This is a genomic window from Streptococcus nasisuis (assembly GCF_040836615.1).
GTDB lineage: Bacteria > Bacillota > Bacilli > Lactobacillales > Streptococcaceae > Streptococcus > Streptococcus suis_V.
In genome coordinates this window covers 1865873-1887853 of the sequence record NZ_CP162268.1, presented here as the reverse complement: position 1 = coordinate 1887853, position 21981 = coordinate 1865873, and the positions used below count along the sequence as shown (strand labels likewise).

General features: G+C 39.9%; 23 protein-coding genes and 3 pseudogenes. 17 read left to right on the top strand and 9 right to left on the bottom strand.

All coding sequences use genetic code 11. From position 1 onward, the window contains the following. The first annotated feature begins 10 nt into the window (after positions 1 to 10). From AB1F57_RS09525 to AB1F57_RS09515, 3 genes are read left to right on the top strand one after another with little or no spacing between them, the layout of a single operon-like run. The gene (locus AB1F57_RS09525) at positions 11 to 598 is read left to right on the top strand and encodes a uracil-DNA glycosylase family protein (RefSeq protein ID WP_167785004.1); all 588 of its coding nucleotides are present in this window, start codon (positions 11 to 13) and stop codon (positions 596 to 598) included. A gap of 60 nt (positions 599 to 658) precedes the next feature. Next, complete coding sequence (locus tag AB1F57_RS09520) at positions 659 to 1450, top strand: TPM domain-containing protein (protein ID WP_105138102.1); 792 nt, start codon at positions 659 to 661, stop codon at positions 1448 to 1450. A gap of 19 nt (positions 1451 to 1469) precedes the next feature. After that, complete coding sequence (locus AB1F57_RS09515; RefSeq protein WP_105138101.1) at positions 1470 to 2051, top strand: LemA family protein; 582 nt, start codon at positions 1470 to 1472, stop codon at positions 2049 to 2051. 33 nt (positions 2052 to 2084) lie between these two features. Here the strand turns inward: AB1F57_RS09515 and AB1F57_RS09510 are convergent, their stop codons facing one another. The 6 genes from AB1F57_RS09510 to AB1F57_RS09485 all read right to left on the bottom strand — a co-directional run bounded on the left by AB1F57_RS09510 (position 2085) and on the right by AB1F57_RS09485 (position 8118). Further along, positions 2085 to 3152, bottom strand: coding sequence for a hypothetical protein (locus AB1F57_RS09510; protein WP_367985679.1), 1068 nt, complete (start codon positions 3150 to 3152; stop codon positions 2085 to 2087). Between the two features lie 260 nt (positions 3153 to 3412). After that, positions 3413 to 4786, bottom strand: coding sequence for a tRNA uridine-5-carboxymethylaminomethyl(34) synthesis GTPase MnmE (gene mnmE, locus AB1F57_RS09505; protein WP_170238500.1), 1374 nt, complete (start codon positions 4784 to 4786; stop codon positions 3413 to 3415). A 148-nt stretch (positions 4787 to 4934) separates the two neighbouring features. Then, positions 4935 to 5588: a hemolysin III family protein gene (locus AB1F57_RS09500; RefSeq protein WP_170238499.1), complete on the bottom strand. Its 654-nt coding sequence runs from the start codon at positions 5586 to 5588 to the stop codon at positions 4935 to 4937. A 2-nt stretch (positions 5589 to 5590) separates the two neighbouring features. Then, on the bottom strand, positions 5591 to 6052 hold the full coding sequence (locus AB1F57_RS09495; protein ID WP_105137554.1) for a DUF1836 domain-containing protein: 462 nt from the start codon (positions 6050 to 6052) through the stop codon (positions 5591 to 5593). 83 nt (positions 6053 to 6135) lie between these two features. Beyond that, positions 6136 to 7785 carry an FAD-dependent oxidoreductase gene (locus tag AB1F57_RS09490; RefSeq protein WP_367985678.1) on the bottom strand — a complete coding sequence of 550 codons (1650 nt, stop codon included), beginning with the start codon at positions 7783 to 7785 and terminating at the stop codon, positions 6136 to 6138. Next, on the bottom strand, positions 7786 to 8118 hold the full coding sequence (locus tag AB1F57_RS09485; RefSeq protein ID WP_167785010.1) for a rhodanese-like domain-containing protein: 333 nt from the start codon (positions 8116 to 8118) through the stop codon (positions 7786 to 7788). 110 nt (positions 8119 to 8228) lie between these two features. Between AB1F57_RS09485 and AB1F57_RS09480 the strand changes: the two genes are divergently transcribed. The 11 genes and pseudogenes from AB1F57_RS09480 to AB1F57_RS09430 form a co-directional block, all read left to right on the top strand. Then, a complete protein-coding gene (locus AB1F57_RS09480; RefSeq protein WP_167785011.1) occupies positions 8229 to 8489 on the top strand; it encodes a metal-sensitive transcriptional regulator in 261 nt (86 codons plus the stop codon). A 143-nt stretch (positions 8490 to 8632) separates the two neighbouring features. Continuing rightward, a complete protein-coding gene (gene dprA / locus AB1F57_RS09475; RefSeq protein ID WP_105110582.1) occupies positions 8633 to 9475 on the top strand; it encodes a DNA-processing protein DprA in 843 nt (280 codons plus the stop codon). A gap of 91 nt (positions 9476 to 9566) precedes the next feature. Next, entirely contained in the window at positions 9567 to 11660 is a 2094-nt protein-coding gene (gene topA / locus AB1F57_RS09470) for a type I DNA topoisomerase (RefSeq protein WP_367985677.1), read from the top strand. 185 nt (positions 11661 to 11845) lie between these two features. Further along, positions 11846 to 12301: pseudogene (locus AB1F57_RS09465) on the top strand (helix-turn-helix domain-containing protein); the annotation flags it as partial. Beyond that, positions 12294 to 12848 (top strand): annotated as a pseudogene (locus AB1F57_RS09460) (ABC transporter ATP-binding protein); the annotation flags it as partial. The pseudogenes AB1F57_RS09465 and AB1F57_RS09460, both read left to right, overlap by 8 nt. 507 nt (positions 12849 to 13355) lie before the next feature. Further along, the gene (locus AB1F57_RS09455; RefSeq protein ID WP_167785014.1) at positions 13356 to 14216 is read left to right on the top strand and encodes a helix-turn-helix domain-containing protein; all 861 of its coding nucleotides are present in this window, start codon (positions 13356 to 13358) and stop codon (positions 14214 to 14216) included. Between the two features lie 430 nt (positions 14217 to 14646). Then, complete coding sequence (locus AB1F57_RS09450; RefSeq protein ID WP_367985676.1) at positions 14647 to 14994, top strand: hypothetical protein; 348 nt, start codon at positions 14647 to 14649, stop codon at positions 14992 to 14994. Positions 14995 to 15060: 66 nt separating this feature from the next. Continuing rightward, positions 15061 to 17043 (top strand): ABC transporter permease, encoded by a 1983-nt coding sequence (locus tag AB1F57_RS09445; protein WP_367985675.1) that lies wholly within the window; start codon positions 15061 to 15063, stop codon positions 17041 to 17043. Then, positions 17043 to 17666: an ATP-binding cassette domain-containing protein gene (locus tag AB1F57_RS09440; RefSeq protein ID WP_105137546.1), complete on the top strand. Its 624-nt coding sequence runs from the start codon at positions 17043 to 17045 to the stop codon at positions 17664 to 17666. Before AB1F57_RS09445 ends, AB1F57_RS09440 begins: the two co-directional genes overlap by 1 nt. Next, on the top strand, positions 17663 to 18154 hold the full coding sequence (locus AB1F57_RS09435; RefSeq protein WP_105137545.1) for a hypothetical protein: 492 nt from the start codon (positions 17663 to 17665) through the stop codon (positions 18152 to 18154). Before AB1F57_RS09440 ends, AB1F57_RS09435 begins: the two co-directional genes overlap by 4 nt. A 28-nt stretch (positions 18155 to 18182) precedes the next feature. Beyond that, a pseudogene (locus AB1F57_RS09430) lies at positions 18183 to 18558 on the top strand (transposase); the annotation flags it as partial. 64 nt (positions 18559 to 18622) lie between these two features. On the opposite strand, the gene AB1F57_RS09425 reads toward AB1F57_RS09430, so the two are convergent. Next, on the bottom strand, positions 18623 to 19420 hold the full coding sequence (locus AB1F57_RS09425; protein WP_167785017.1) for an XRE family transcriptional regulator: 798 nt from the start codon (positions 19418 to 19420) through the stop codon (positions 18623 to 18625). Positions 19421 to 19523: 103 nt separating this feature from the next. On the opposite strand from AB1F57_RS09425, the gene AB1F57_RS09420 reads away from it, so the two are divergent. After that, positions 19524 to 20027 (top strand): hypothetical protein, encoded by a 504-nt coding sequence (locus AB1F57_RS09420; RefSeq protein ID WP_367985674.1) that lies wholly within the window; start codon positions 19524 to 19526, stop codon positions 20025 to 20027. Between the two features lie 11 nt (positions 20028 to 20038). Beyond that, a complete protein-coding gene (locus tag AB1F57_RS09415; protein ID WP_105110579.1) occupies positions 20039 to 20311 on the top strand; it encodes a hypothetical protein in 273 nt (90 codons plus the stop codon). A gap of 53 nt (positions 20312 to 20364) precedes the next feature. Here the strand turns inward: AB1F57_RS09415 and AB1F57_RS09410 are convergent, their stop codons facing one another. Next, the gene (locus AB1F57_RS09410; RefSeq protein WP_367985673.1) at positions 20365 to 20691 is read right to left on the bottom strand and encodes a hypothetical protein; all 327 of its coding nucleotides are present in this window, start codon (positions 20689 to 20691) and stop codon (positions 20365 to 20367) included. Between the two features lie 47 nt (positions 20692 to 20738). After that, on the bottom strand, positions 20739 to 21110 hold the full coding sequence (locus tag AB1F57_RS09405; protein ID WP_367985672.1) for a hypothetical protein: 372 nt from the start codon (positions 21108 to 21110) through the stop codon (positions 20739 to 20741). A gap of 405 nt (positions 21111 to 21515) precedes the next feature. Here AB1F57_RS09405 and AB1F57_RS09400 point away from each other — a divergent pair, with 405 nt between their 5' ends. Further along, positions 21516 to 21902, top strand: coding sequence for a hypothetical protein (locus AB1F57_RS09400; RefSeq protein ID WP_367985671.1), 387 nt, complete (start codon positions 21516 to 21518; stop codon positions 21900 to 21902). The last annotated feature ends 79 nt before the right edge of the window (positions 21903 to 21981 follow it).

Genomic DNA, 21981 nt, shown 5'->3' with positions numbered 1-21981 from the left:
GAGACACAATATGCAGCTATCCTCCATTCGTCGGGCTATTATGTCTGACCCTGCCAATCAAGTTTTTACACGTCAAGGGATTGAACCGCTCTTTCAGGCGCCTGAGACTGCTCGCATTCTGATTATCGGGCAGGCGCCGGGTTTGAAAACACAAGAAAAAGGTCAACTTTTTGATGATGCTAGTGGCGATAATCTTCGAAATTGGTTGGGGGTGGACCGAGAAACCTTTTATGACTCAGGTTTGTTTGCTATTCTTCCTATGGATTTTTATTATCCTGGTAAGGGGAAGACAGGTGATTTGCCACCGCGCAAGGACTTCGCTAACAAGTGGCATCCGCTCATCTTGCAACATTTGCCTCATATTGATTTGACGCTTTTAGTTGGGAGCTATGCTCAGGAAGCTATTTTTGGGAAATCCCAGAGGAACTTGACCGAAAGGGTCCGACATTTTGAGGATTATTTGCCCAGTTATTTTCCTCTGCCCCATCCTTCTCCTAGAAATAATATCTGGAAGGCCAAGCATCCCTGGTTCAAGGAACGTGTCTTACCCAGATTGCAGAGGGACATAAAAAATATTGTTCAACAGTACACAATATGATATAATTGTATATAGAAAATAGATGATTTCTTGTCTTTTTGTGCCGAAGGAGGTGTTGAGATGAGAAAGTATGTGGTATGGCTAGGAGGAATCTTGGTCAGTCTCCTAGTTTTGCTGGCCTTATTTCCGCCAATTGTTAGAGCGGACCAGTTGCCAGATCGACCGCTGGATACGACGGTAGTAGACCAACAAGGCTACCTATCAGCTGATACGATCGCCAGTATTGACCAAAAGAATCAAGAATGGGAGCGTACCGGTCAAAAATTGCAGGTGGGGGTCTATGTGACGGACCATTTGAATGATGACTTAGAAAGTTTTTCCAATGAGCTCTTTCGTCACTGGCAGGTGGGATTTTCCGGGACGGATAACGGGATTTTGCTGGTCATTGCCATAGATGATAGGCAGTTTCGGATAGAGACCTCGGACAATGCAGCCACCGTCATCACGGATATAGAGGCCAAAGATATTTTAGATTCCTCCAGGGAGTTTTTTCGCCAGGAGGACTATGATGCTGGTGTCACCTACATTGTCAATTCCATCGGCGACCGCTTTTACGGGACTGACCTGGGAGCCCAGCAGCTGGCTAGCTTAGAAAGTCAAGAAACTTATAGTGACGATGATGTCGGTTCATTTTTCATCCTCATTATTGTTCTGGCTATTATTTTTATCATTATTGATAAGTCCAGTCGTGGTGGCCGCGGAGGCGGTCCAGGTAGCCTTCTTTGGATGTGGGTCGACGATTATCATTACCATCATCACCATCATTCTGACCATTCCTCATCTAGCTTTGGCGGCGGAGGTGGTTGGTCCGGTGGCGGAGGCGGCGGAGGCGGCGCCTCATCTGGTTGGTAAGAAAAAGAAAGGAAATAGTATGAATAAAAAATGGTTAACCTTCCTCATCCCCCTAGTAGCTTTGCTAGTTTTGGGAATAGGAGCCATCGGTCAGTACAATGGTCTGGTGGACAGCCACGCCGAAGTGGAGAACGCCCAGGCCAATGTCCAGACCCAGCTCCAGCGACGTTATGATCTGATTCCCAACGTTGTATCGGCCGTCAAGGGGGCCATGGAGCATGAGAAGGATATTTTTACAGCTATCGCGGATGCGCGTGCCAAGATTGGTTCCAGCCAGCAAGGTTCCGCAGAGTACAATCAGGCTCAGACTCAGCTAGATTCAGCAGTTTCTCGCCTTTTGGTAGTGGCGGAAAATTATCCACAAATCACAGCCAACCAGCAGGTATCGGACTTAATTACCGAGCTTGAAGGCACAGAAAATCGGATTTTAGTGGCCCGCAAGGATTATAATACGGTGGCAACAGCCTACAATAAAAAAATCGGGAAGTTCCCGACTTCTATCTACGCCAATCTTTTTGGCTATGAGAAAGTTGACCTCTTCCAAGCGACTAACGATGCCACAACAACAGTACCAAGCGTTGATCTACAAGATAAAGAATAGAAGTGAAAAGGAACTCGAGCGAGTTCCTTTTTCTTAGGGGGTAAGCCAGACACCAGCTACATATTCAGATGGCAGGCTTGTCTGCTTGAGAATTTCAGAATGTTTGAAATTATAAATGATGACTTGATTATCCTTTGTGAACAGTAATCGTTCTTGATCCAACAGTTGAATATGTTTGATTGGGCTGTCGCTATCAGATAAGTTAGGAAAGGCATGGTAGCTCTCTTCTTGAGTTTCTAAGTTATAGAGGGTGAAATGAGGATATTTGCTAATATAACTATTATGTTCAATCAATAGGAGATGCTTGTCTCCCAGATTGTGAATGGTAGAGGGATGCGGATGAGAAAGCTGGATTTTTCCGATTTCTTTTGTTTTAGGATTGAAGGTCTGCACATCATAAGAGGTTTCCTGTTGCCCATCACCATGATAATAGGTCAAAATCGGGTGATAGACAAGACCATTTTTCAGGATGCCTTGGCGGACTTGATGACTAAGTGGTACCTCAATCTCGTCTACAATTTTCTCAGATTTCTTGTCAAAAATCAGATAGTAAGCACGGGTTTCTTCAGGTTTATCAATTACATACCTGTGACCGTACAGAACAAGCAAATCGCCAGAATCGGTCATGATGCTAGTCAGGGTAGAAAAATCTTCAGGCAGAGTAAGTTGTCCAGCCTCTTTGCCACTCGTATCAAACCAAGTCAGGTGCCTTCCAGCCATATAAAGATGGTGCTCGTCGCTCCCTGCAATGTAATCATGAAACTTGGTGGCTTTCTGGGAAATCGTACCTGTTTGAAAATCCAGCGAAGTGACATTTTCTGCGTAGGATTTTGGGGCGCTGCTTGAGAGCATCAGATAACGATTTTGGAGCTTGTGGCTATTTCCGAGAGGGAAATCAATGCCTCCCATCTCTTGTCGATTCAAGAGCTTGAGGTCATTTCCTTCTAGTTGATAGGCCTCAATCTGATTAGGATAAATAATATACATTGAAGCTGAATCTTGGAGTTCAAACTTGGCATGACCAGAGGCTAATAGTTTCCAGCTGATGACACCTAGCACAAGGAGAAAAACGGTAGATAGCAGAATGATAATTTTTTTCATGACCAGCCCTCATTTATGACATTATTATAACAAATATTTTGTAAAAAAACAATCAAAACAAAAATGAAAAAAGCAAGAATAAAAAAGAAAAATCCATGTAAATAATTTGCATTACATGAATAGGGATTACTTGCTTATTTGCCTGAATAAATGCCACTAGACTGCTGTTTAGTCAAGCATTTTTCTAGGATGAGCGTTGTGAAAGTGCCATGGAAGCCTTTCAGCTCTTCAGTAAGCACGATCTCCACACCTAAATTTCCTTACTTTCCTAGACAGAATTGGCTGAAGAGTTGGGTGATGAGTTCGTCTGGAGCGGCATCACCTGTGATTTCTCCCAATATTTGCCAGCAGCGGGTCAAGTCAACCTGTAGCAGATCAACAGGCATGCCCATTTCCAATCCGTCTTTGACAGCCTGGAGACTCTGGACTGCTTTTTCAATCAAAGAAATGTGGCGAGAGTTTGATAGGTAGGTGGCATCTTGCTCTACTAGACCAGCATTTTCAAAGAAGAGCTGGTTGATTTTCTCTTCGATTTGGTCGATGTTCTGGTTTTGCAAGACGGAAATACGAATGACATCCTCAGGCAGTTGGTCTGCCTCAATTTGTTCTTCCAGGTCTGTCTTGTTGAGCAGGATGATGCGGTTGGCGTTTTCTGATACAGCAAGCAGAGTTCTATCTTGCTCGGTCAGGGGCTCAGATGCGTTGAGGACAAGCAGGACCAAGTCGGCCTCTTCAAGGGCTTTCTTGGAGCGTTCGACACCGATTTTTTCAACGATGTCATCCGTTTCACGGATACCGGCAGTATCAATCAGCTTAAGGGGGACGCCTTTGATGTTAACATATTCCTCGATGATGTCGCGAGTGGTTCCCTCAATGTCGGTTACGATGGCTTTTTCCTCGCGGAGGAGGTTATTGAGTAGGCTGGATTTGCCGACATTTGGTCGGCCAATGATAGCTGTCGCAATTCCTTCTCGCAAAATCTTACCTCTGCGAGCAGTGGCTAGGAGATTTTCCAGCAAGGCCTGGAATTGGAGAGTCTTTTCACGGACTAACTCGGTGGTTGCCTCCTCGACATCGTCATACTCAGGATAATCGATGTTGACCTCGACCTGGGCTAGAGTTGTCAGGATTTCCTGGCGGGTGTCATTGATGAGCTGCGAGAGGGAGCCGTCCAGCTGGCGGACAGCATTGTGCATGGCCTTGTCGGTCTTGGCCCGAATCACGTCCATGACTGCCTCGGCCTGGGTCAAGTCCACTCGACCGTTGAGAAAGGCCCGCTTGGTAAATTCACCCGGATCGGCCATTCGAGCCCCCTGGCGGATGAGGAGCTGGAGGATTTCATTGGTAACGGCGATGCCACCGTGGGTATTGATTTCGATGACATCCTCACGAGTAAAGGTGCGGGGAGAACGCATAGCGCCAACCATGACCTCGTCCAAGACCTGGTCAGTATCAGGGTCGATGATGTGACCGTAGTTGAGGGTGTGGCTGGCAACGGAGCCTAAGTCCTTGCCCTTGAAAACCTTGCTGGCGATAGCAAAAGCTTCGGTTCCTGATAGGCGGACAATGCCGATAGCGCCCTCACCCAAGGGAGTCGATATGGCGGTAATGGTGTCAAATTCTTTTGTAATCATAATCTTTACTTTCTAAGAAACTGTATTCACAAGTAAGGTGAACTTATATAAAAGTGCCAAGCTCTGAATGCAGCTTCTAACATTTCTTATGTATCAGTTTATCATGGAAAGCAAAAAATCGCACGAAATTGGAACATCTATCCGATTTCTAGTGTAACATAAAGTAGACAATGGCGATATACTGCAGGGTTGAGGCTAGGAGAATAAACAAGTGCCAAATCATGTGAAAATAGGGTCGTTTCTTGGCATAAAAGAGAGCACCGATTGAATAAGACAATCCCCCTGCCAACATGAGGAGCCCGAAAGTCAGATTGGTCTGTTGGAAAATGGCCGGCAGGATAAAAATGATGAACCAGCCCATAATCAGATAGAGTGCCAAACTAAATTTTTCATTGATTTCTTTGGCAAATATTTTGTAGAGAATGCCGAAAATCGTAATGCCCCACTGCAAGCTGATAATCAGATAGCCCAACCAACCACCGACTAAGGAGAGAGCAACAGGTGTGTAGCTGCCCGCAATGGCGATGTAAATCATACTATGGTCAATCATCCGCAAAACATACTTATGGACCGAAGTATAGGGCATGGAATGATAGATAGAAGAAGAGAGGAACATCAGGAACAGACTGCTGACAAAAATGGACATTCCAACCACAGCAGTGACATTGTAATCCTTAAAGGCATGCACAGCGGTAATGGGCAGTAGAGCCAGCATCAGAAGGGCACCAATAGCATGCGTGACGCTGTTAGCGACTTCTTCGCCGAATGTTAGGGGAATACTGAGTTTCATTTTGTAATCCATGACTAGCCTCTTTCTAATTCTAAAGCCAACTGATGCGTCTTGTGGTAGAGTTTCAAGGTCTGGCAAGCATAACGAATGATTTCAGGAGCTGTCTCCATCTCATTTTCGTTCATACAATCCACAAAATAATTGTAGAGCCTATCTGAAGAGTAGTGGGATTGTAAGATATTCAGGGTCTGGCTGATTTCTTGGATGGAAAATACATTCTTCAAATAAGTCAGCGCAATCAGTCGAGCCAATTGGTGTTTCTGGTATTTCTTTTTGATAGGCTTTTCCAAATGCTTGTGTTTGACATAATTGTTCACCATAGATGCAGTCAGACCCTTGTCCTCCTTAGACGGTGAAAACTGCGTCGCCTGATGGACATAGAGCAAGACCTGATCTAGATACAAATCAATCTCTGGCAAGTCTTCCCAATAGGGCAATTGATGATCGCTTTCGTTTTTGTATAATCTAGTATTCATAACTAGATTATATAATCATAGAAATAGTTTGTCAATTGAAAAGATAAAAATTCCTCCAGAACCATCTAGTCTGGAGGGATAATCTAGTTTAAGATAGCGTTAGGTCGCACCATTTTATAGAGAAAATAGGCACCGTCTAAGTTCTTTACATCGAAACCATGTTGTTTTAACAAACGTTCAGCAATATAAGAACGGAGACCGCTATGACAGCTGACGATGTAGCGCTCATTTTTATCTAATTCATTCATTCGGTTACGGAGTTGATCGAGTGGAATATGTATATAATCTTTAAAGTGACCTTTTCGCACTTCATTATGATTCCGGACATCCAATAAAATAGCACCATTTTCCAATTCTAGCTCTAATTGATGCCACTGGATATTCTCACTCAATCCTTCTGCGATATTGAGGGCTGCGTAGCCAATCATGTTGACCGGATCTTTAGCCGAGCCAAATGGAGGTGCGTAGGTCAACTCAAGTTCTGGTAAGTCAAAAATTGTCAAACCAGCCTTAATAGCTGTCGCAATTACATCAATGCGTTTATCAACCCCTTTTTGACCAACAGCCTGCGCCCCATAAATTTTGCCATCAACTGGTGAAAAAATCAACTTGAGGACAATATCGGTTGCACCCGGATAGTAACCGGCATGATCCTTGCCTGTTGTATGTACGACCGCATGGTTAAATCCAAGCGTCTGAACCGATCGTTCGTTTAGACCAGTGGATGCTGCGACTAAGTCAAATATTTTAACGATGGCTGTCCCGATAGACCCTTTATTGATACGTTTTAAACCAGCAATGACATCAGCAACTTGTCTACCTTGTCGATTGGCAGGAGAGGCTAGAGAAATCAAAGCGTCTTGCCCGGTTATCTCTTGCTTAACCACGATAGCATCACCTACCGCATAAATATTTGGTAGATTGGTCTGATAATTTTCATCAACCAAAATACCACCGCGAAGTCCCACTGCGATTCCTGCATCAGCAGCTAATGTTGAATCTGGCTGTACCCCGACAGATAAGATTGTCAAGTCAGAAGAAATTGTTTCCCCATTTGCTAAAGATAATACTTGTCCATTGTGGCTGAAACCTGTCACAGACTGACCCGTGAGGACACGAATTCCTTTCGATATTAGTTCAGCCTCAATAAAGCTAGCCATTTCTTCATCCAAAGGCGGCAAGACATGAGGAGCTTGTTCAATCAGTGTGACGTCCAGTCCCTTGAGTGCCAAATTTTCAGCCATTTCCAAACCAATAAAACCAGCACCGATGACAACTGCTTTCCCATTTTCTACTTTCTTCAGATGTGTCATGATGTTTTCCAAATCAGGTACATTTCGTAAAGTAAACAAATTGGTTGCATTTTCTATACCCTCTAGTGTAGGAATAAAGGGCTTTGCCCCTGGCGATACAATCAATTTATCATAAGTTTCTTCGACCTGCCCATTTGGAGTTTGGACAGTGACCGTTTGTTTGTCAGGGTGGATGTTAATGACTTCGTGAAAAGGCCGAACATCCAGATTAAATCGCTCTTGTAAACTTTCAGGTGTTTGGAGTAATAGACTACTTTGATCTGCAATTTCTCCAGAAACGTGATAGGGAAGTCCGCAATTAGCGAAGGAGACGTATGGACCTTTTTCAAATACGATAATTTCGGCATCCTCCATCAGACGACGGAGACGAGTAGCAGCGGACATTCCTCCCGCAACACCACCAATAATTAGAATTTTCATTTATTGATCTCCTTTGATAGGACCGCTCCAGGCATTCATTCCGCCACGAACATTCAGTGCATGGTATCCAAGACTAGTCAAATACTCAGTAGCTCGTTGACTGCGCATGCCTGATTGACAAATGACGAGATACTGTTTCGTTTTATCGCCTTTGAAGTTTTCAAGTTGACTCAGTGGGCTATTGATTGCTTGTGCAATATGTCCAGAATTAAATTCATTGACTTCTCTGACATCCAATAAGATAGTATTGAGTTCTTGTAAGGCTTGTTGCAGTTCTGCCACAGTAAGACTCTCGGAAGATGAAAAGATTCCTGATAAGATTTGTTTAAACATGTGTTCTTCTCCTATATACCCTATGGGGTATTTTAAATATAACAAAGATGAGGATAACTTGTCAAGTTTTTGAATTGACTTTTTTACAAACAATCGGTACCATATAGAATATGAAGATGGATAAAAAAGATATGATGAACCGATTAAAACGCGCAGAAGGTCAACTTCGCGGTATTCAAAAAATGGTTGAAGAAGAACAAGAATGTATAGATATTGTAACGCAGCTTAGTGCAGTCCGATCCAGTATTAATAGTATGATGGGAATTGCCATTGCACAAAAAGTTCAATCCTGTATTGAACATCCTTCTGATGACCCAGAGGAGCAAGAGAGACGATTGCAAGAGGCAATCAAATTGATTATTAAAAAATAGGAACAATAGAATAATCTAACAATATTTCAGAGAATTTCTTAAGAATTTGTTAGTCTCAGAATAAAAATGTTTCAAAATTTTCTATGAATTTCTTCGGAGATTTATTTTTTTTTACGAACAAATCAGGTAGAGAGGTAATTAATATGAATAATTTTGATATTTTTAAGTTGAAAAAGGCTGGTCTGACCAATCTCAATATTCACAAAATCTTGGTTTACCAAGAAAAGTACGATAAAAAGCTATCCTTGCGCAACATGGCTGTCGTATCTGAATGCAAAAATCCCATTCTCTTCATGGAAAATTATAAAAATTTGGACATCAAGGCCTGCCGTGAGGAGTTTAATCGCTTTCCATCCTTTTCGATTTTGGATGACATTTATCCCTTGGCCCTCAAGGAAATTTACAATCCGCCAGTCTTGCTCTTTTACCAAGGAGACCTTGACTTGCTAGATAAACCAAAGTTGGGCGTGGTTGGTACGCGAAATGCCAGTAAAAACGGCATCCAGTCAGTCCAGAAGATTATTAAGGAACTTCAGAATCGCTATGTCATTGTCAGCGGCCTGGCGCGTGGAATTGACACGGCGGCCCATATCGCCAGCCTAAAAAATGGTGGACAGACCATTGCGGTCATCGGTACAGGCTTGGATGTGCAGTATCCCAAGGAAAATAAAGATTTGCAGTCCTATATAGGCAAGCATCATCTGGTCTTAACAGAGTACGGGCCTGGTGAACAGCCGCTCAAGTTTCATTTCCCAGAGCGTAATAGGATTATCGCTGGTTTGGTCGGCGGACTGGTGGTCTGCGAGGCAAAAATGCGGTCGGGTAGCCTGATTACTTGTGAGCGTGCCCTGGAAGAAGGGCGGGAAATATTTGCCATTCCAGGCTCCATTTTAGACGGAAAATCTGACGGATGTCATCATTTGATTCAAGAGGGCGCAAAGTGCGTCACATCGGGCTTGGACATCATTTCTGACTATCAATTTTAAAATAAGTTTTCCTATAGGAAAATAAAAATCTTGACACTAGCTGAAAAATAGTATATTCTTTGTGAGTTAAAAATATTTGTAAGGAACGAGAATGTCTACAAAAACAGTTAGTAAGAAAAAAACAGCAAACAAGAAAAATCTGGTTATCGTAGAGTCGCCTGCCAAGGCCAAGACCATTGAGAAATATCTTGGTAAAAATTACAAGGTAGTTGCCTCGGTCGGACATATCCGTGATTTGAAAAAATCCAGCATGTCCATTGACTTTGACAATAACTACGCACCAGAATACATCAATATCCGTGGTAAAGGGCCGCTCATCAATTCTTTGAAAAAAGAGGCCAAGAATGCCAAACAAGTCTATCTGGCGAGTGACCCGGACCGGGAAGGAGAGGCGATTTCCTGGCATTTGGCCCACATTTTGGGCTTGGATGAGCAGGACAAAAACCGTGTGGTATTCAATGAAATCACCAAGGATGCGGTAAAAAATGCCTTCAAGGAGCCTCGTGCTATCAACCATGACTTGGTCGATGCCCAGCAGGCCCGTAGGGTCTTGGACCGTATCGTAGGGTATTCGATTTCGCCAATCTTATGGAAAAAGGTCAAGAAAGGCTTGTCGGCAGGGCGCGTGCAATCCGTTGCCCTCAAGCTCATCATTGACCGAGAAAATGAAATCAACAATTTCAAGCCGGAAGAATACTGGACCATTGACGCTACCTTCAAAAAAGGAACGAAAAAATTCCAGGCATCATTTTATGGCATGGACGGCAAGAAAGTCAAAATCGAAAACAATGACCAAGTCAAGGAAGTCTTGGATAGGCTAAAGGGTGATGATTTCTTGGTGGAGCAAGTCGAACGCAAGGAGCGGAGACGCAATGCGCCATTACCGTACACCACTTCCACCATGCAAATGGATGCGGCCAATAAAATCAATTTCCGTACGCGGAAGACCATGATGATTGCCCAGCAGCTTTACGAAGGGGTCAGTCTTGGAACAGGGGGAACGCAGGGTCTTATTACCTACATGCGTACCGATTCGACGCGGATTAGTCCAGTGGCCCAGGAGCAGGCTGCTGCCTTTATCACAGAGCGGTTTGGTCAAAACTATTCTAAGAATGGCAGCAAGGTCAAAAATACCAGTGGTGCCCAAGATGCCCACGAGGCTATTCGTCCGTCCAATGTCAATCTGACCCCAGAATCCATTGCCAAATATCTGGATAAGGACCAGCTCCGTCTTTATACACTGATTTGGAATCGTTTTGTAGCCAGCCAAATGGCTGCGGCTGTATTCGACACCATGAGCGTTCGTCTAGGGAAAAATGGCGTTCTTTTTGCGGCTAATGGTAGCCAAGTCAAGTTTGACGGTTATATGGCGGTTTACAACGACTCAGACAAGAATAAAATGTTGCCGGATATGGAGCAAGGAGATACGGTTACTCGGACCGCTACCAATCCTGAGCAGCACTTTACGCAGCCACCAGCTCGCTATTCTGAGGCGACACTAATCAAGACCTTGGAAGAAAATGGTGTTGGTCGTCCATCTACCTATGCACCGACCATTGAGACCATCCAAAAACGCTATTATGTTAAACTGGCTGCCAAGCGATTTGAGCCGACGGAGCTGGGTGAGATTGTCAATAAATTGATTGTTGAATTTTTCCCAGACATCGTTAATGTCAAATTTACAGCCGAAATGGAGCAGAAATTGGACGACGTTGAGGTTGGAAAAGAGCAGTGGCAGAAGATTATCGATAGCTTCTATCAGCCTTTCAAGATTGAGTTGACCAAGGCTGAGGAGCAAATGGAGAAAATCCAAATCAAGGATGAGCCAGCCGGATTTGACTGTGACGTTTGTGGTCATCCCATGGTCATCAAACTGGGTCGATTTGGTAAATTCTACGCATGTAGCAATTTCCCAGATTGCCGCAATACCAAGCAAATCACCAAGGAAATCGGCGTGACTTGTCCAGTCTGTCATCAGGGGCAGGTCATTGAGCGCAAGAGCAAACGCAATCGTCTTTTCTACGGTTGTGACCGTTATCCAGAATGTGAATTTACATCTTGGGATAAGCCGGTCGGTCGCGCCTGTCCAAAATGTGACCATTATCTAGTTGAGAAGAAGGTTCGTGGTGGAGGCAAGCAAGTCGTCTGCCCGAACGGTGATTATGAAGAAGAAAAGATTAAGTAAACTTTTGTAGAAATCAAATGGATGAGCCTGTCGACTTGGTGGTGAAAAGTCTCAAGCCAAGTCTGCATTTTGGTCGTCTATTCAAAGATAAAGCAAAAATCCTGTAGTTTTGATGATATACTCCCCATATAGTGGACAGTGAAAAAACAAAAATTTTCACTAGAAACTATGAGGGGAGTTTTATTATGTCCAAAAGAAGTCCAAAATCTATATCTGAGAAACTAGAAATTGTTCTACTTCACTTGGAAGAAGGGAAGTCACTTAATTAGTTAACTAGAAACCAAGGTATTTCTAAAGACACCCTATCGAACTGGGTGCGGAAGTACAAAGAAGCTGGTGTTAAAGGGCTAGAGGAAAGTCGTCAATGGAAGAAGTATAGTAAGGAACTAAAGGAACAAGCTGTTTCCGACTATCTTAATGGCTTGGGAAGTCTCAAAACTCTGACCACAAAATATGGAATTTCTGACCCTTATGTTCTCAGATTATGGATAAAACGTTATACTAGTGGTAAAGAACTGCAAGCTACTAGTAAAGGAATGAGACACATGGAACAAGGACGCAAGACAACATTTGACGAACGGGTTGAGATTGTGAATTTTACTCTTGCCCACGAGAAAGACTACCAAGGGGCTGTTGAGAAGTGATGGTCAGGACATTCGAAATATTTCCCGTCAATCCTACCGTAGTCAATTTGGTATGGTCTTGCAGGATGCTTGGCTCTACGAAGGGACCATCAAGGAAAAACTGCGTTTTGGTCGTCTGGATGCGACAGATGAGGAAATTGTGGAAGCTGCCAAAGCAGCAAACGTTGACCACTTTATTCGCACGCTTCCTGGAGGGTACAATATGGAAATGAACCAGGAATCCAGCAATATTTCCCAAGGTCAGAAGCAACTATTGACCATTGCGCGTGCCTTGTTGGCAGCCCCAGCTACTCTGATTCTTGATGAAGCGACTTCTTCAGTCGATACCCGTTTGGAACTCTTGATTCAAAAAGCCATGAAGCGATTGATGAAGGGTCGGACAAGTTTTGTCATCGCTCACCGTCTATCAACTATTCAAGAAGCTGATAAGATTTTGGTCTTGAAAGATGGACAGATTATCGAACAAGGTAATCATGACAGCCTTTTGGCAGACAAAGGTTTCTATTATAATCTGTATCAAAGCCAATTTAGTCAATCCAAATAAAATAACTCCCTTGTCAGTGAAGACAGGGGAGTTTAGTGTTTATACTCTTCAAAAATAAAAAGCAGACCTTGTTGATTAGATTTTATGGGTGAGAAGAGTCAAAGGATTTTTTAGTTCATATTTCCGAGAAGAAATTTCATCAAAAATATCGTTTCTGCTTTTTGTTCTGCTTTTCTTTTCAAGACGACAAAGGCAGTGAATCATAGTAACCGAAATCTAGCAAGGTGTGACTTTTTAAGCTGAAATTGAAAGAATTGATGTCATTAGATAATGTAAATGGGGAAATAAGAGCATTGCCAGGGGACCAAGTCAATATGAAGGATTTGTTAGAAGGCTAAAGTAGTTTATGGAAGTCTATAATTCAAATATAGTAATTGAATAAACAGTAGATGATTATTTAAAAATAGCAGAGTAAATCAGGTAAAAATTCACATAGTTATAGTTACTTGAATTGTATTTATAATAGTGATAATATATTTACATGAATAGATAATTAGGAGAACCCAAATGACAATGTTAGCAACTCGTTTAAAAAGTAGAAGATTAGAATTAGGTTTATCTCAGGCAGAGCTTGCTGAAGGAATTTGTGAACAAGGACAAATTAGTAGAATTGAAAAAGGGAAATATAATCCAGGAGCTGAATTACTATATAAATTATCACTGAAATTGAGTGTTCCAATGAATTATTTTTTTGATGAAAGTATTGTAAAAGAGGATAGTACAATTCAGAATTTTAGGATACTCTCTAATAAATTATTAGCTAATAGGGACTATGAATCGTTAAAGTATCTGTATGAATTAGAAATTGATAAGAAGCAAAAACTTCCTCTTTCTGATCAATTATTCTTGTCATGGATTGAATCTATTATTCTTTTTCATCAAGAAGATAAAAAAGATAAAGCTATTAAGAAATTAGAATCTGTCATTAGTAACGTGTCACAAAATGACAGTGATTATTTTAAGTTCATGAATAGTTTAAGTAACTTCTACTCACAAAATGGCAATAAATCTAGCAGTGAAGAATTGTATGATATTATTATTTCCAAAATTAGTACATCTAATATTAATAATATTGATAATCTAGAATTACTAATAAAAGTCAGATATAATCATTGTCGTTACCTATGGTTAGAGAATCGGACAGACGATGCGGTCTCCGAAATTATAGAGACTATTGGCATTTGTAAAACATTTAATCACACTTATTTATTAGCAGATTTATATTGTCTATTGGGTAATGTTTGTGAAAGTTTTTCTGAAAAGGAAGAAGTTAAAGAATATTTTTCATATTCTAAATTTCTCTATGATATATTTGATAATGAAAAAATGTCGTTAGTCATAGAGAACTACATAAAAAGGAATTTTTGAGAATTTTAAAAGAAAAACTTGTATGTTTATAAAAAGTTTAGATGAGGCTGGGTAAAACTAGTCTCTTTTAATAGGCATTAAGATCATTCAACAACAAATCACTATAATAAATAAAAATAAAATAGATAAAAAAAAACATTTTATTATTGACAAATAATCTTTTAAGTGATATATTTAAAACAAGAAAATGAAAGGGATTTCAGTAGTGAAAAAATTATTAAAACTTTGTTTTGTTGTCGTAGGTTTGATAGTTGTTACAGGGAGCTCAATAATTACTAGACCGAAGAGTAATGGAATAGATCCGGGGGTGGTCCATAGAGTCAAATGAGTTAAAAGGTTTTCTTGTTATAATTGGAAAATGTAAAAAGGACTTATATAATGTTTATATGTGTAAGGCGGAATATTTTACATTAAGCATAAAATATTTTATTTGGAGGTTTATTATGAAAATAAGAATCAAAATAAAGCATTAGTTTTACTAGCAACAAGTTTGTTAGTGTTTGGGCTATCTACTATACCTAGTGTCGTTAATGCAGAAGTTGCACATCCAGCTCCATCTCCAATAATAGATGAATGGCATTATGGTGTAAATGGTAACTATGGCTATTCTAATTATCTTGTTTATACTGAAAATATTGGCTCAAAATCTTCAGTAACTAATTTTTGGGGAACGGTTAAGGCTCATAGTTCTCAAAAATATGGATGGGCATTGTCAAGTGCAACAAAAAGCTGGAATGATGTTCGATTAAATGCACATTGGAATTACTTTTATTTTTAAAAATAGTTTATGAATTTTAGAGGCCCAAAAAATTGTATAGGGCCTTTATTATATAGGGGGGCGCTTATGAAATTAAAATTATGCGTTGTTGGATTCTTCTTTTGTTTAATTGCTGCCATTGGTCTGGTTAGCATTAGTGATACTCAAAAACCAATCCCCTTACCAATAGATGGTGCCTTCTCCATTCAAGGCAAAAGTAATCTGTCAAATGAAGAAGTGTATCAAACGATTAGTGACCTAGCCCAAGAACAAAATGTTACCATTTACAAGCCGATCGTTCAGGATTCAGGGAAGTTGATTTATATAAATTTCGATGATACCAGTTATGAACAATTAAAGTCTGCACCAATAACTGGGATGTATTATACCTTAGGGAATATAGGTTCAAATAGTTTAAAATCACTTATATCTACAGGTCTTCAAGCCGTATATATGGCTTACCCTTGGCAGATAGGGGGCATGATTCAATTTACTGGTCCGTTGAGATTATTACTAATGATTTCAATTTACTTAACTTTATTAGTTGTTCTATTTGTTGTTAGATCAAGGCATATAAAAGAAGGTGTGATAAGACGTTCTTTAGGGTTACCTGTATATAATATTAAAAAAGAATATTTTATTTCAGTTATTTTTGAGCTGATACTCGTAGCTGTATTGATGATGTTATACGGTTCTTTTTTGGGTAATGGCCTCTCTACATATAGTTCTAAGCTATTTTTCTCTCTACTTTTAACTAATTTTATTATTTTTCAAATAATTGACATCATTACTTTTGCGCTATTTTATCTGACAATCAAGGTTGAAAAACCTATTGAAATTATTAAAAATAAGGTCAAAAATAGTTTCATTTTTATAGTATGGCTTGCGGTTATTTCCAGCATAATAGTTGTTTCAGGAGTCTTATTACGAGAAACAAAGACAAGCCAATCAGAGATAGACATGCAGATAAAGCATTTAGAACCATGGAGTACAGTAAAAGATTGGAAAAGACCAGAGTTTTTGGGTATTGAAAATAAAACTGTTACGAACGGAGAAGAGATAAATGACTCTGGGGCTAAGTACATCGAGATTGCTAAAGCATTAAAAAAACTGGATTTTATATATATCAAATCATCTTCGGTTTATATTCCAGAATTTATGGCAGCTTCTGATGAAGCAGCAGTTTTTTCTAAGCAATTAAAAAGTGATGGGATAACGAACCCAGAGATTAATAAGGAACTGGTTTATATCAATCAAACAGGTGCTAAGGTACAAAACAAAGTTAGTGGAACGAACTATCAATCATTAGATAATAAAATAGCAACTATCTATATTCCAAATAAATTTAAAGAGAATAAAGCATCAATTGAGAATACAGTTGTAGCGGAACAATTTACTGGTACAAACTATACTAAAGATGACCTTACGGTGCAAGTTATTCCTGATGGGCAAGAATTTTTTTACTTCAACGAAAACGGTAATAGTGTTCATGATAATAAAGAAAATTTACCTTTGGAAAGTTTGACAGACAGTAACAGTAATATAGTGGTTGTATTAGATACGGATAAAATGGTAGAAAATAACGATGTTATTTTAGCAAGCAATATCCTATATAACTCACTTTTTAGTCCGGCAGCGATTAAAAAAATCAACGATTTGAGTGAAAGTTTGAATTTTTCAATCAATCCAGTTGAGGTTTACCAAACTGTGAAACTGAATATTCAATCCTTGGAACATCAAATCTTCCTTTCAAAAATACTGCAGATGATTATTTACGGTATTGTTTTTCTACTCATTTATCAATATGCTCAAATGTTTATTGCGCTAAAGCAGCATGATTTTGTCAAAAAAATAATTTTAGGTTTATCGAAAACAGGTATAGCAATTTCAAGTCTAAAGTATTTTATAATAACGATTACAATGGTTATTATCAGTACATTTATGATGACCAGACAGATAGAACTACTATATGTCGGTATTGCTTCTTTTACGGTTTTATTTGTTTCAACAATAGTGAGTTTTAAAAAACTATCTGAAAAATATACTCAAATTCTAAAGGGGGATGAATAATGGCAATTGAAATGTTGAATGTTACCAAACAATTCGGCTCCAAAAAGATATTTACAGATTTGAATTTAACTTTTGAAGCTGGGAAAAGCTACGCCTTGATTGGAGGATCAGGCTCAGGTAAAAGTACCTTGCTAAACATTATAGGAAGACTGGAAAAAATTGACAGTGGAAATGTTTTAGTTGATGAACAGGATATCTGGAAAATCAAAGAAAGAGCCTATTTTAAAAATATTATAGGCTATGTTTTCCAGAATTATTCTCTGATAGAAAACAAAACAGTCTATGATAACTTAAAACTCCTCAATAAAGACAAAAAGATCCTATCTGAAGCACTTGAAAAAGTAGGTCTTTCCAATGACTATTTAAATCATAAAATATATGAATTGTCCGGGGGACAGGCCCAGCGGATATCTATTGCAAGAATGCTGATGAAACCACGTAAAATTATTTTAGCAGATGAACCTACAGGTGCTTTGGATAGTGAGATTGGAAATGACATTATTAATTTATTATTAAATGAAGCAACAGAAAATAAATATGTCATAATAGCAACACATGACCCAGCTGTATATAGTAAAGTTGATGTTATCATTGATATAAAGGATATCGGGAGTCAGGCATGAAAAAGAAATTTCATATTACGTTGATTTTAGTCGCTGGAATACTGGCAATTTTCTTCATAGGAAAACAACTAATAAAAAATGATAGTCCAATTAAGCCTACAGTAGATTTCACCGTCTATACTAGATTTTCTGACGATACAGAAAGATGGAATCAAGTAAGACAAGTTGAAACAGTAGAAGCGATATATAATATAAGAGTAAAAGAAGTGGAATCTTCAGAAGCAATCTTTTCAAATTTAATTGAAGATGGTGTTGCTATAGGTTTTGGAGTAAGTGAAGACGAAGTGAATCAATTTAATAATAATTTAGGAACTACTGTGGAAGATAGTAAAAATAATAAATTGATTGGGATGGAATTTCTCACTTTCTCTACTGGTGATGAGGGAATTGTATTTGCAAATTTTGATTACGGTAAAAAGGAGATTAACGATCAGAAAAAAGGGGCGGAAGAGCTCTATAAAAAACTATACGAAGCGTTTAAAAAATAGACTATAATAGTTTTGTAAAAGTTTTAGATATGTAGTTGGTCAGTTTAATGATAATGAGTTGGTGTTAGAGACACTTCGTAAAGCCCGAAAAGCTAATCCTGATGCGACACCATTGATTCACAGCGACCGAGGCTCGTAGTATACTTCGAAAGAATATTACCGTTTAACTACCCAGTATTAGATGACCCGCTCCATGTCTCGTGTTGGTAAGTGTATTGACAATGCACCAATTGAGAGTTTCTTTGGGCACTTTAAGACGGAGTGCTATGATTTGAAGAAGTATAAGACTTTTGAGGAGCTAGTTTCAGATATTGATGCCTACATCTATTTTTACAATCATCAACGTTTTCGAGCGCAACAACGGCCTTGCCCCTCTTGAAATGAGGAACAAGGCCGTCGTCTAATATTTTATTATTTCATTGTCTACTTGACAGGGAGCTGTTCATGAGAACCACAGGATTTTTCATTTTATTCAGGAGAATAAATTTGGACGAGTTGACCAATTGGTCTGATGTCGTCGTCCTCAGACAAGGGGATATCATCATAGTCGGGATTAAGGGATTCGAGATAGGTTCCCTTATTTTTTTTGACAAAATTTTCGCCGTTGACCGAAAAAATACCTACAGTATTGAGCTCGACTTGGTGAGAGAGACGGATAAAGAGATAGTCACCGTTGGCAATGTAGGGCGCCATTGAATCTCCGACCACCTCAGCAATAGCATCGTACTCCTGTGGAGCAGGAATAGTATCAGCAGAAAAAGTGACTAGGTTATCAAAGTCGCTGTCCTGCCAATAACCGCTACCAGCAGACACCTTGCCTTGGACAGGAAGTTGGACGGTCTCTAAGTAGTCAGACAGCTTGATAACCTCGCCTGACGGTGCATCTGAATCTGCCATGTTAGCTACCTGCTCAAAGCCAAAGTGAATCCATTTATCACGGTAGTCACCTACCAATATTTGGTCTAGTTCTTGCACCTGATTTGACATTTTGTAATGGAATTGGGCAAATTGTCCAGGTGTCAGGGTCAGGGCAATATTCTGGTCCTGATCCAATTGGGCAATCAGTTCATGCACTGGGATGCCCATCCCAATCGCAATCTTTTCCAGAGTTTCCATGGTTGGTAGAAGGGGTTTCTTAGTCTTTGGATGCTGATTTTTTTCCAGCATAGAAATGTAACCCTTGGTTAGGCCGGATTTTTCCGCAAATTTATCCATTGATAGTTTTTCGTTTGTCCGGTAGTTTTTTAAAACGTCACCTAGAATCATGGCTTTCCTCCTTGATTGTTTAACTTATTTTACCATATCTTGAAAAAAATATCAATTTTTATGTTTAACGTGTTTGACAAAATTCAAAAATGATGGTAAGATAATGAAAACAGAAGGATTGGAGGATAGACAAATGGAAGTTCGGAGGACTGAGATTCAGTGGGAAACCTTGTATCGGGAGTGGGAGAATTATGCTGAGCATTTTGGACTAGATGCGGGTGATGTGTGTGTTGACAGCTTGTCTGAGGGTACAGCTGGTCTCATGACCATGCGCTTGCTGGCTAAATACCAGGGGAATCCAGAGGTGAGGGCTGCGATTTGGTTAGCTTCCTTTTGCCGAGATGTAATGCAGGATTATTCCTATTTGTTAAATAGCAGAGCCTATCAGTTAGTCAATCAGATATATTTTCTTGCCTTTGATTTATTCAAAGAGGATGGGCTTGCCTGGAGCAGTCATCTGAGTCGCTTGCAGCCAAAATTATTTATATCTTATCGGATATTAGAAGGGCTTGATTTGACAAACTACCAGTCAATTGTGGAGTTGGCCATGTTGCAGGCCAGTTTAACCAATCAATTTTACAATCGTTCTCTGTTGAGTCGTGTATAAGGAGAAATCAAATGAAACATCAGACTGAGTACCAGTGGGTATTGAAAAGCATGGTTGAGTATGAGAGGCGCTATGGTATTACTATCTTGCAGGAGCTGTGGTCTATGGGAGTTCGAGATGGTGAGGAAGTCAGTCGTTTGGTGGATGGTGTCATGGAAGCAACTCGAACTAAGGAAATGGTTTTGGATGTATCAGCCTTGGTCGGGCAATTTCGCTTGCAGATTGAACGGATGCGCTATCTTTATCAGACCAATCTTGGGCAGGAGGAAAGATTGGCAAGCTAGTTGGATATAAAAAGCACCTGAGAGTGCGTCCTCAAGTGCCTTGTAGGTGAATCCTATTCTGCCAGGAATCTATTTTCTTTTCTGTCAAATTTGTGCCCGCAGTACCGACAGTAGTAGTAGGTTCGGTCAGCTTCGTAGAGGGTAGCAAACCAAGCTCCTTGACTACCATTCAATAGATGTCCCATCATAGCGGCAATTCGAGAGTAGCGCTTTCTAGCCGGCTTGTAGGCTTGAATAGATGTGGACGAACATTCTGGACATCGGTTGGGCAGGTGGTGCTTATCATCTTCTGTCGTCGGGTGGAGCCTCCTGTATATACTGTAGGCAATGATTAGGGTAATAAGTCCAATAGGACCAATGTATTCTAGGATATTTTTCATGTATCTTAAAATGTCTTTCTAGGATTAGATTTGGCTGGGTGGTCATTCTAAGTGCGCAACTGCCTTAAATATTGGTCATACTTTTCCAGAAGCACTACACCTAAGAGGCAGAGTGTTCCAATTAAGATTCCATGAAGCAGTTGCTGCTGGTCTCCTTTGGACAGCCAAACAGTGACCAATGCCGCTAACAATAGCAGAGGAAGGGAGAGGAGTTTTCGCCAAGGCTTTAGTTGAAAGAATGTTGGAGGAGGAGTATCTTTTTTAGAGAAACGGACACCGTAACCAATTAAGATTCCTAAACTAATTGAGATGGAAATATACAATGAGTAGGGCATTAAGTAGATGGCTATGAAACTGTGCACTAGAAAAAGGAATAGGAGCTGACTCCAAATAGGTATGGTCAGCAATAATTTTTTCATAGTTACCCGTCCTTCCATAATGATTGACCATCACATTTTGTGTAGAAATATGTCATAGTTTTATATGATAGTGACATTGTTTAAGAGGGTTCAAGTATAAACAAGGCTGATAGGTTATCCAGTCTTGAAATTGACTATATCATTCTCCAGAATTATTAGTTATTTGCCTTTTTGTAGGCATGAAAATGTGGGTTTCACTAAGATAAGTATAGCAAAAAAATGCTTGTTTTTCAAGGTAAATCTGGTCGAATCTCCTTTGAGGATTTAGTATAAAACCATAAGAAATTGTTATAGGATTATATGTCGTTTACCAGACATTTTTTTAGATTTATGTTAATATAGATTTGGAAGAGGATGTTATGCAAAGATGATATTCTTTTGCAAAATATAGAAAGGGGGCAAAATATGAGCAATCGTAAAGAACAAGAGGAACTCAAGTACCTCGAATCTAAGAAAGTTCTATTAGAGGCCCAGCTAGAGAACCTTCGTGACCGTAAAGGTCAGGTGGGTAAAGAAATTTCTCTGGTCTCTTCCAAACTTAATTCAGTCAATCAGAGGATCCAGGCATTGAAAGGCCGAAGCGATTTGATTGTTTCGGAACATGCAATGCTGCGTTATTTGGAGCGAGTTGAGCAGCTTGATGTCGCTATCTTGAATCGAATAATAGCTGAAGATGAGGAATTACAGAGCGTTGTAAAAACCCTTGGAAATGGGATTTTCCCAGTCAAGGGTAGGGGATTTAAACTTGTCATACAAGACAACGTAGTTGAAACAATTACCCTTGATGATTAGTTGACTGAAATAGGTATTACCCGATAATCCATGATTATTGGGTATTTTTTCTTGTTTCTTTGAATGATATAGTCTATAA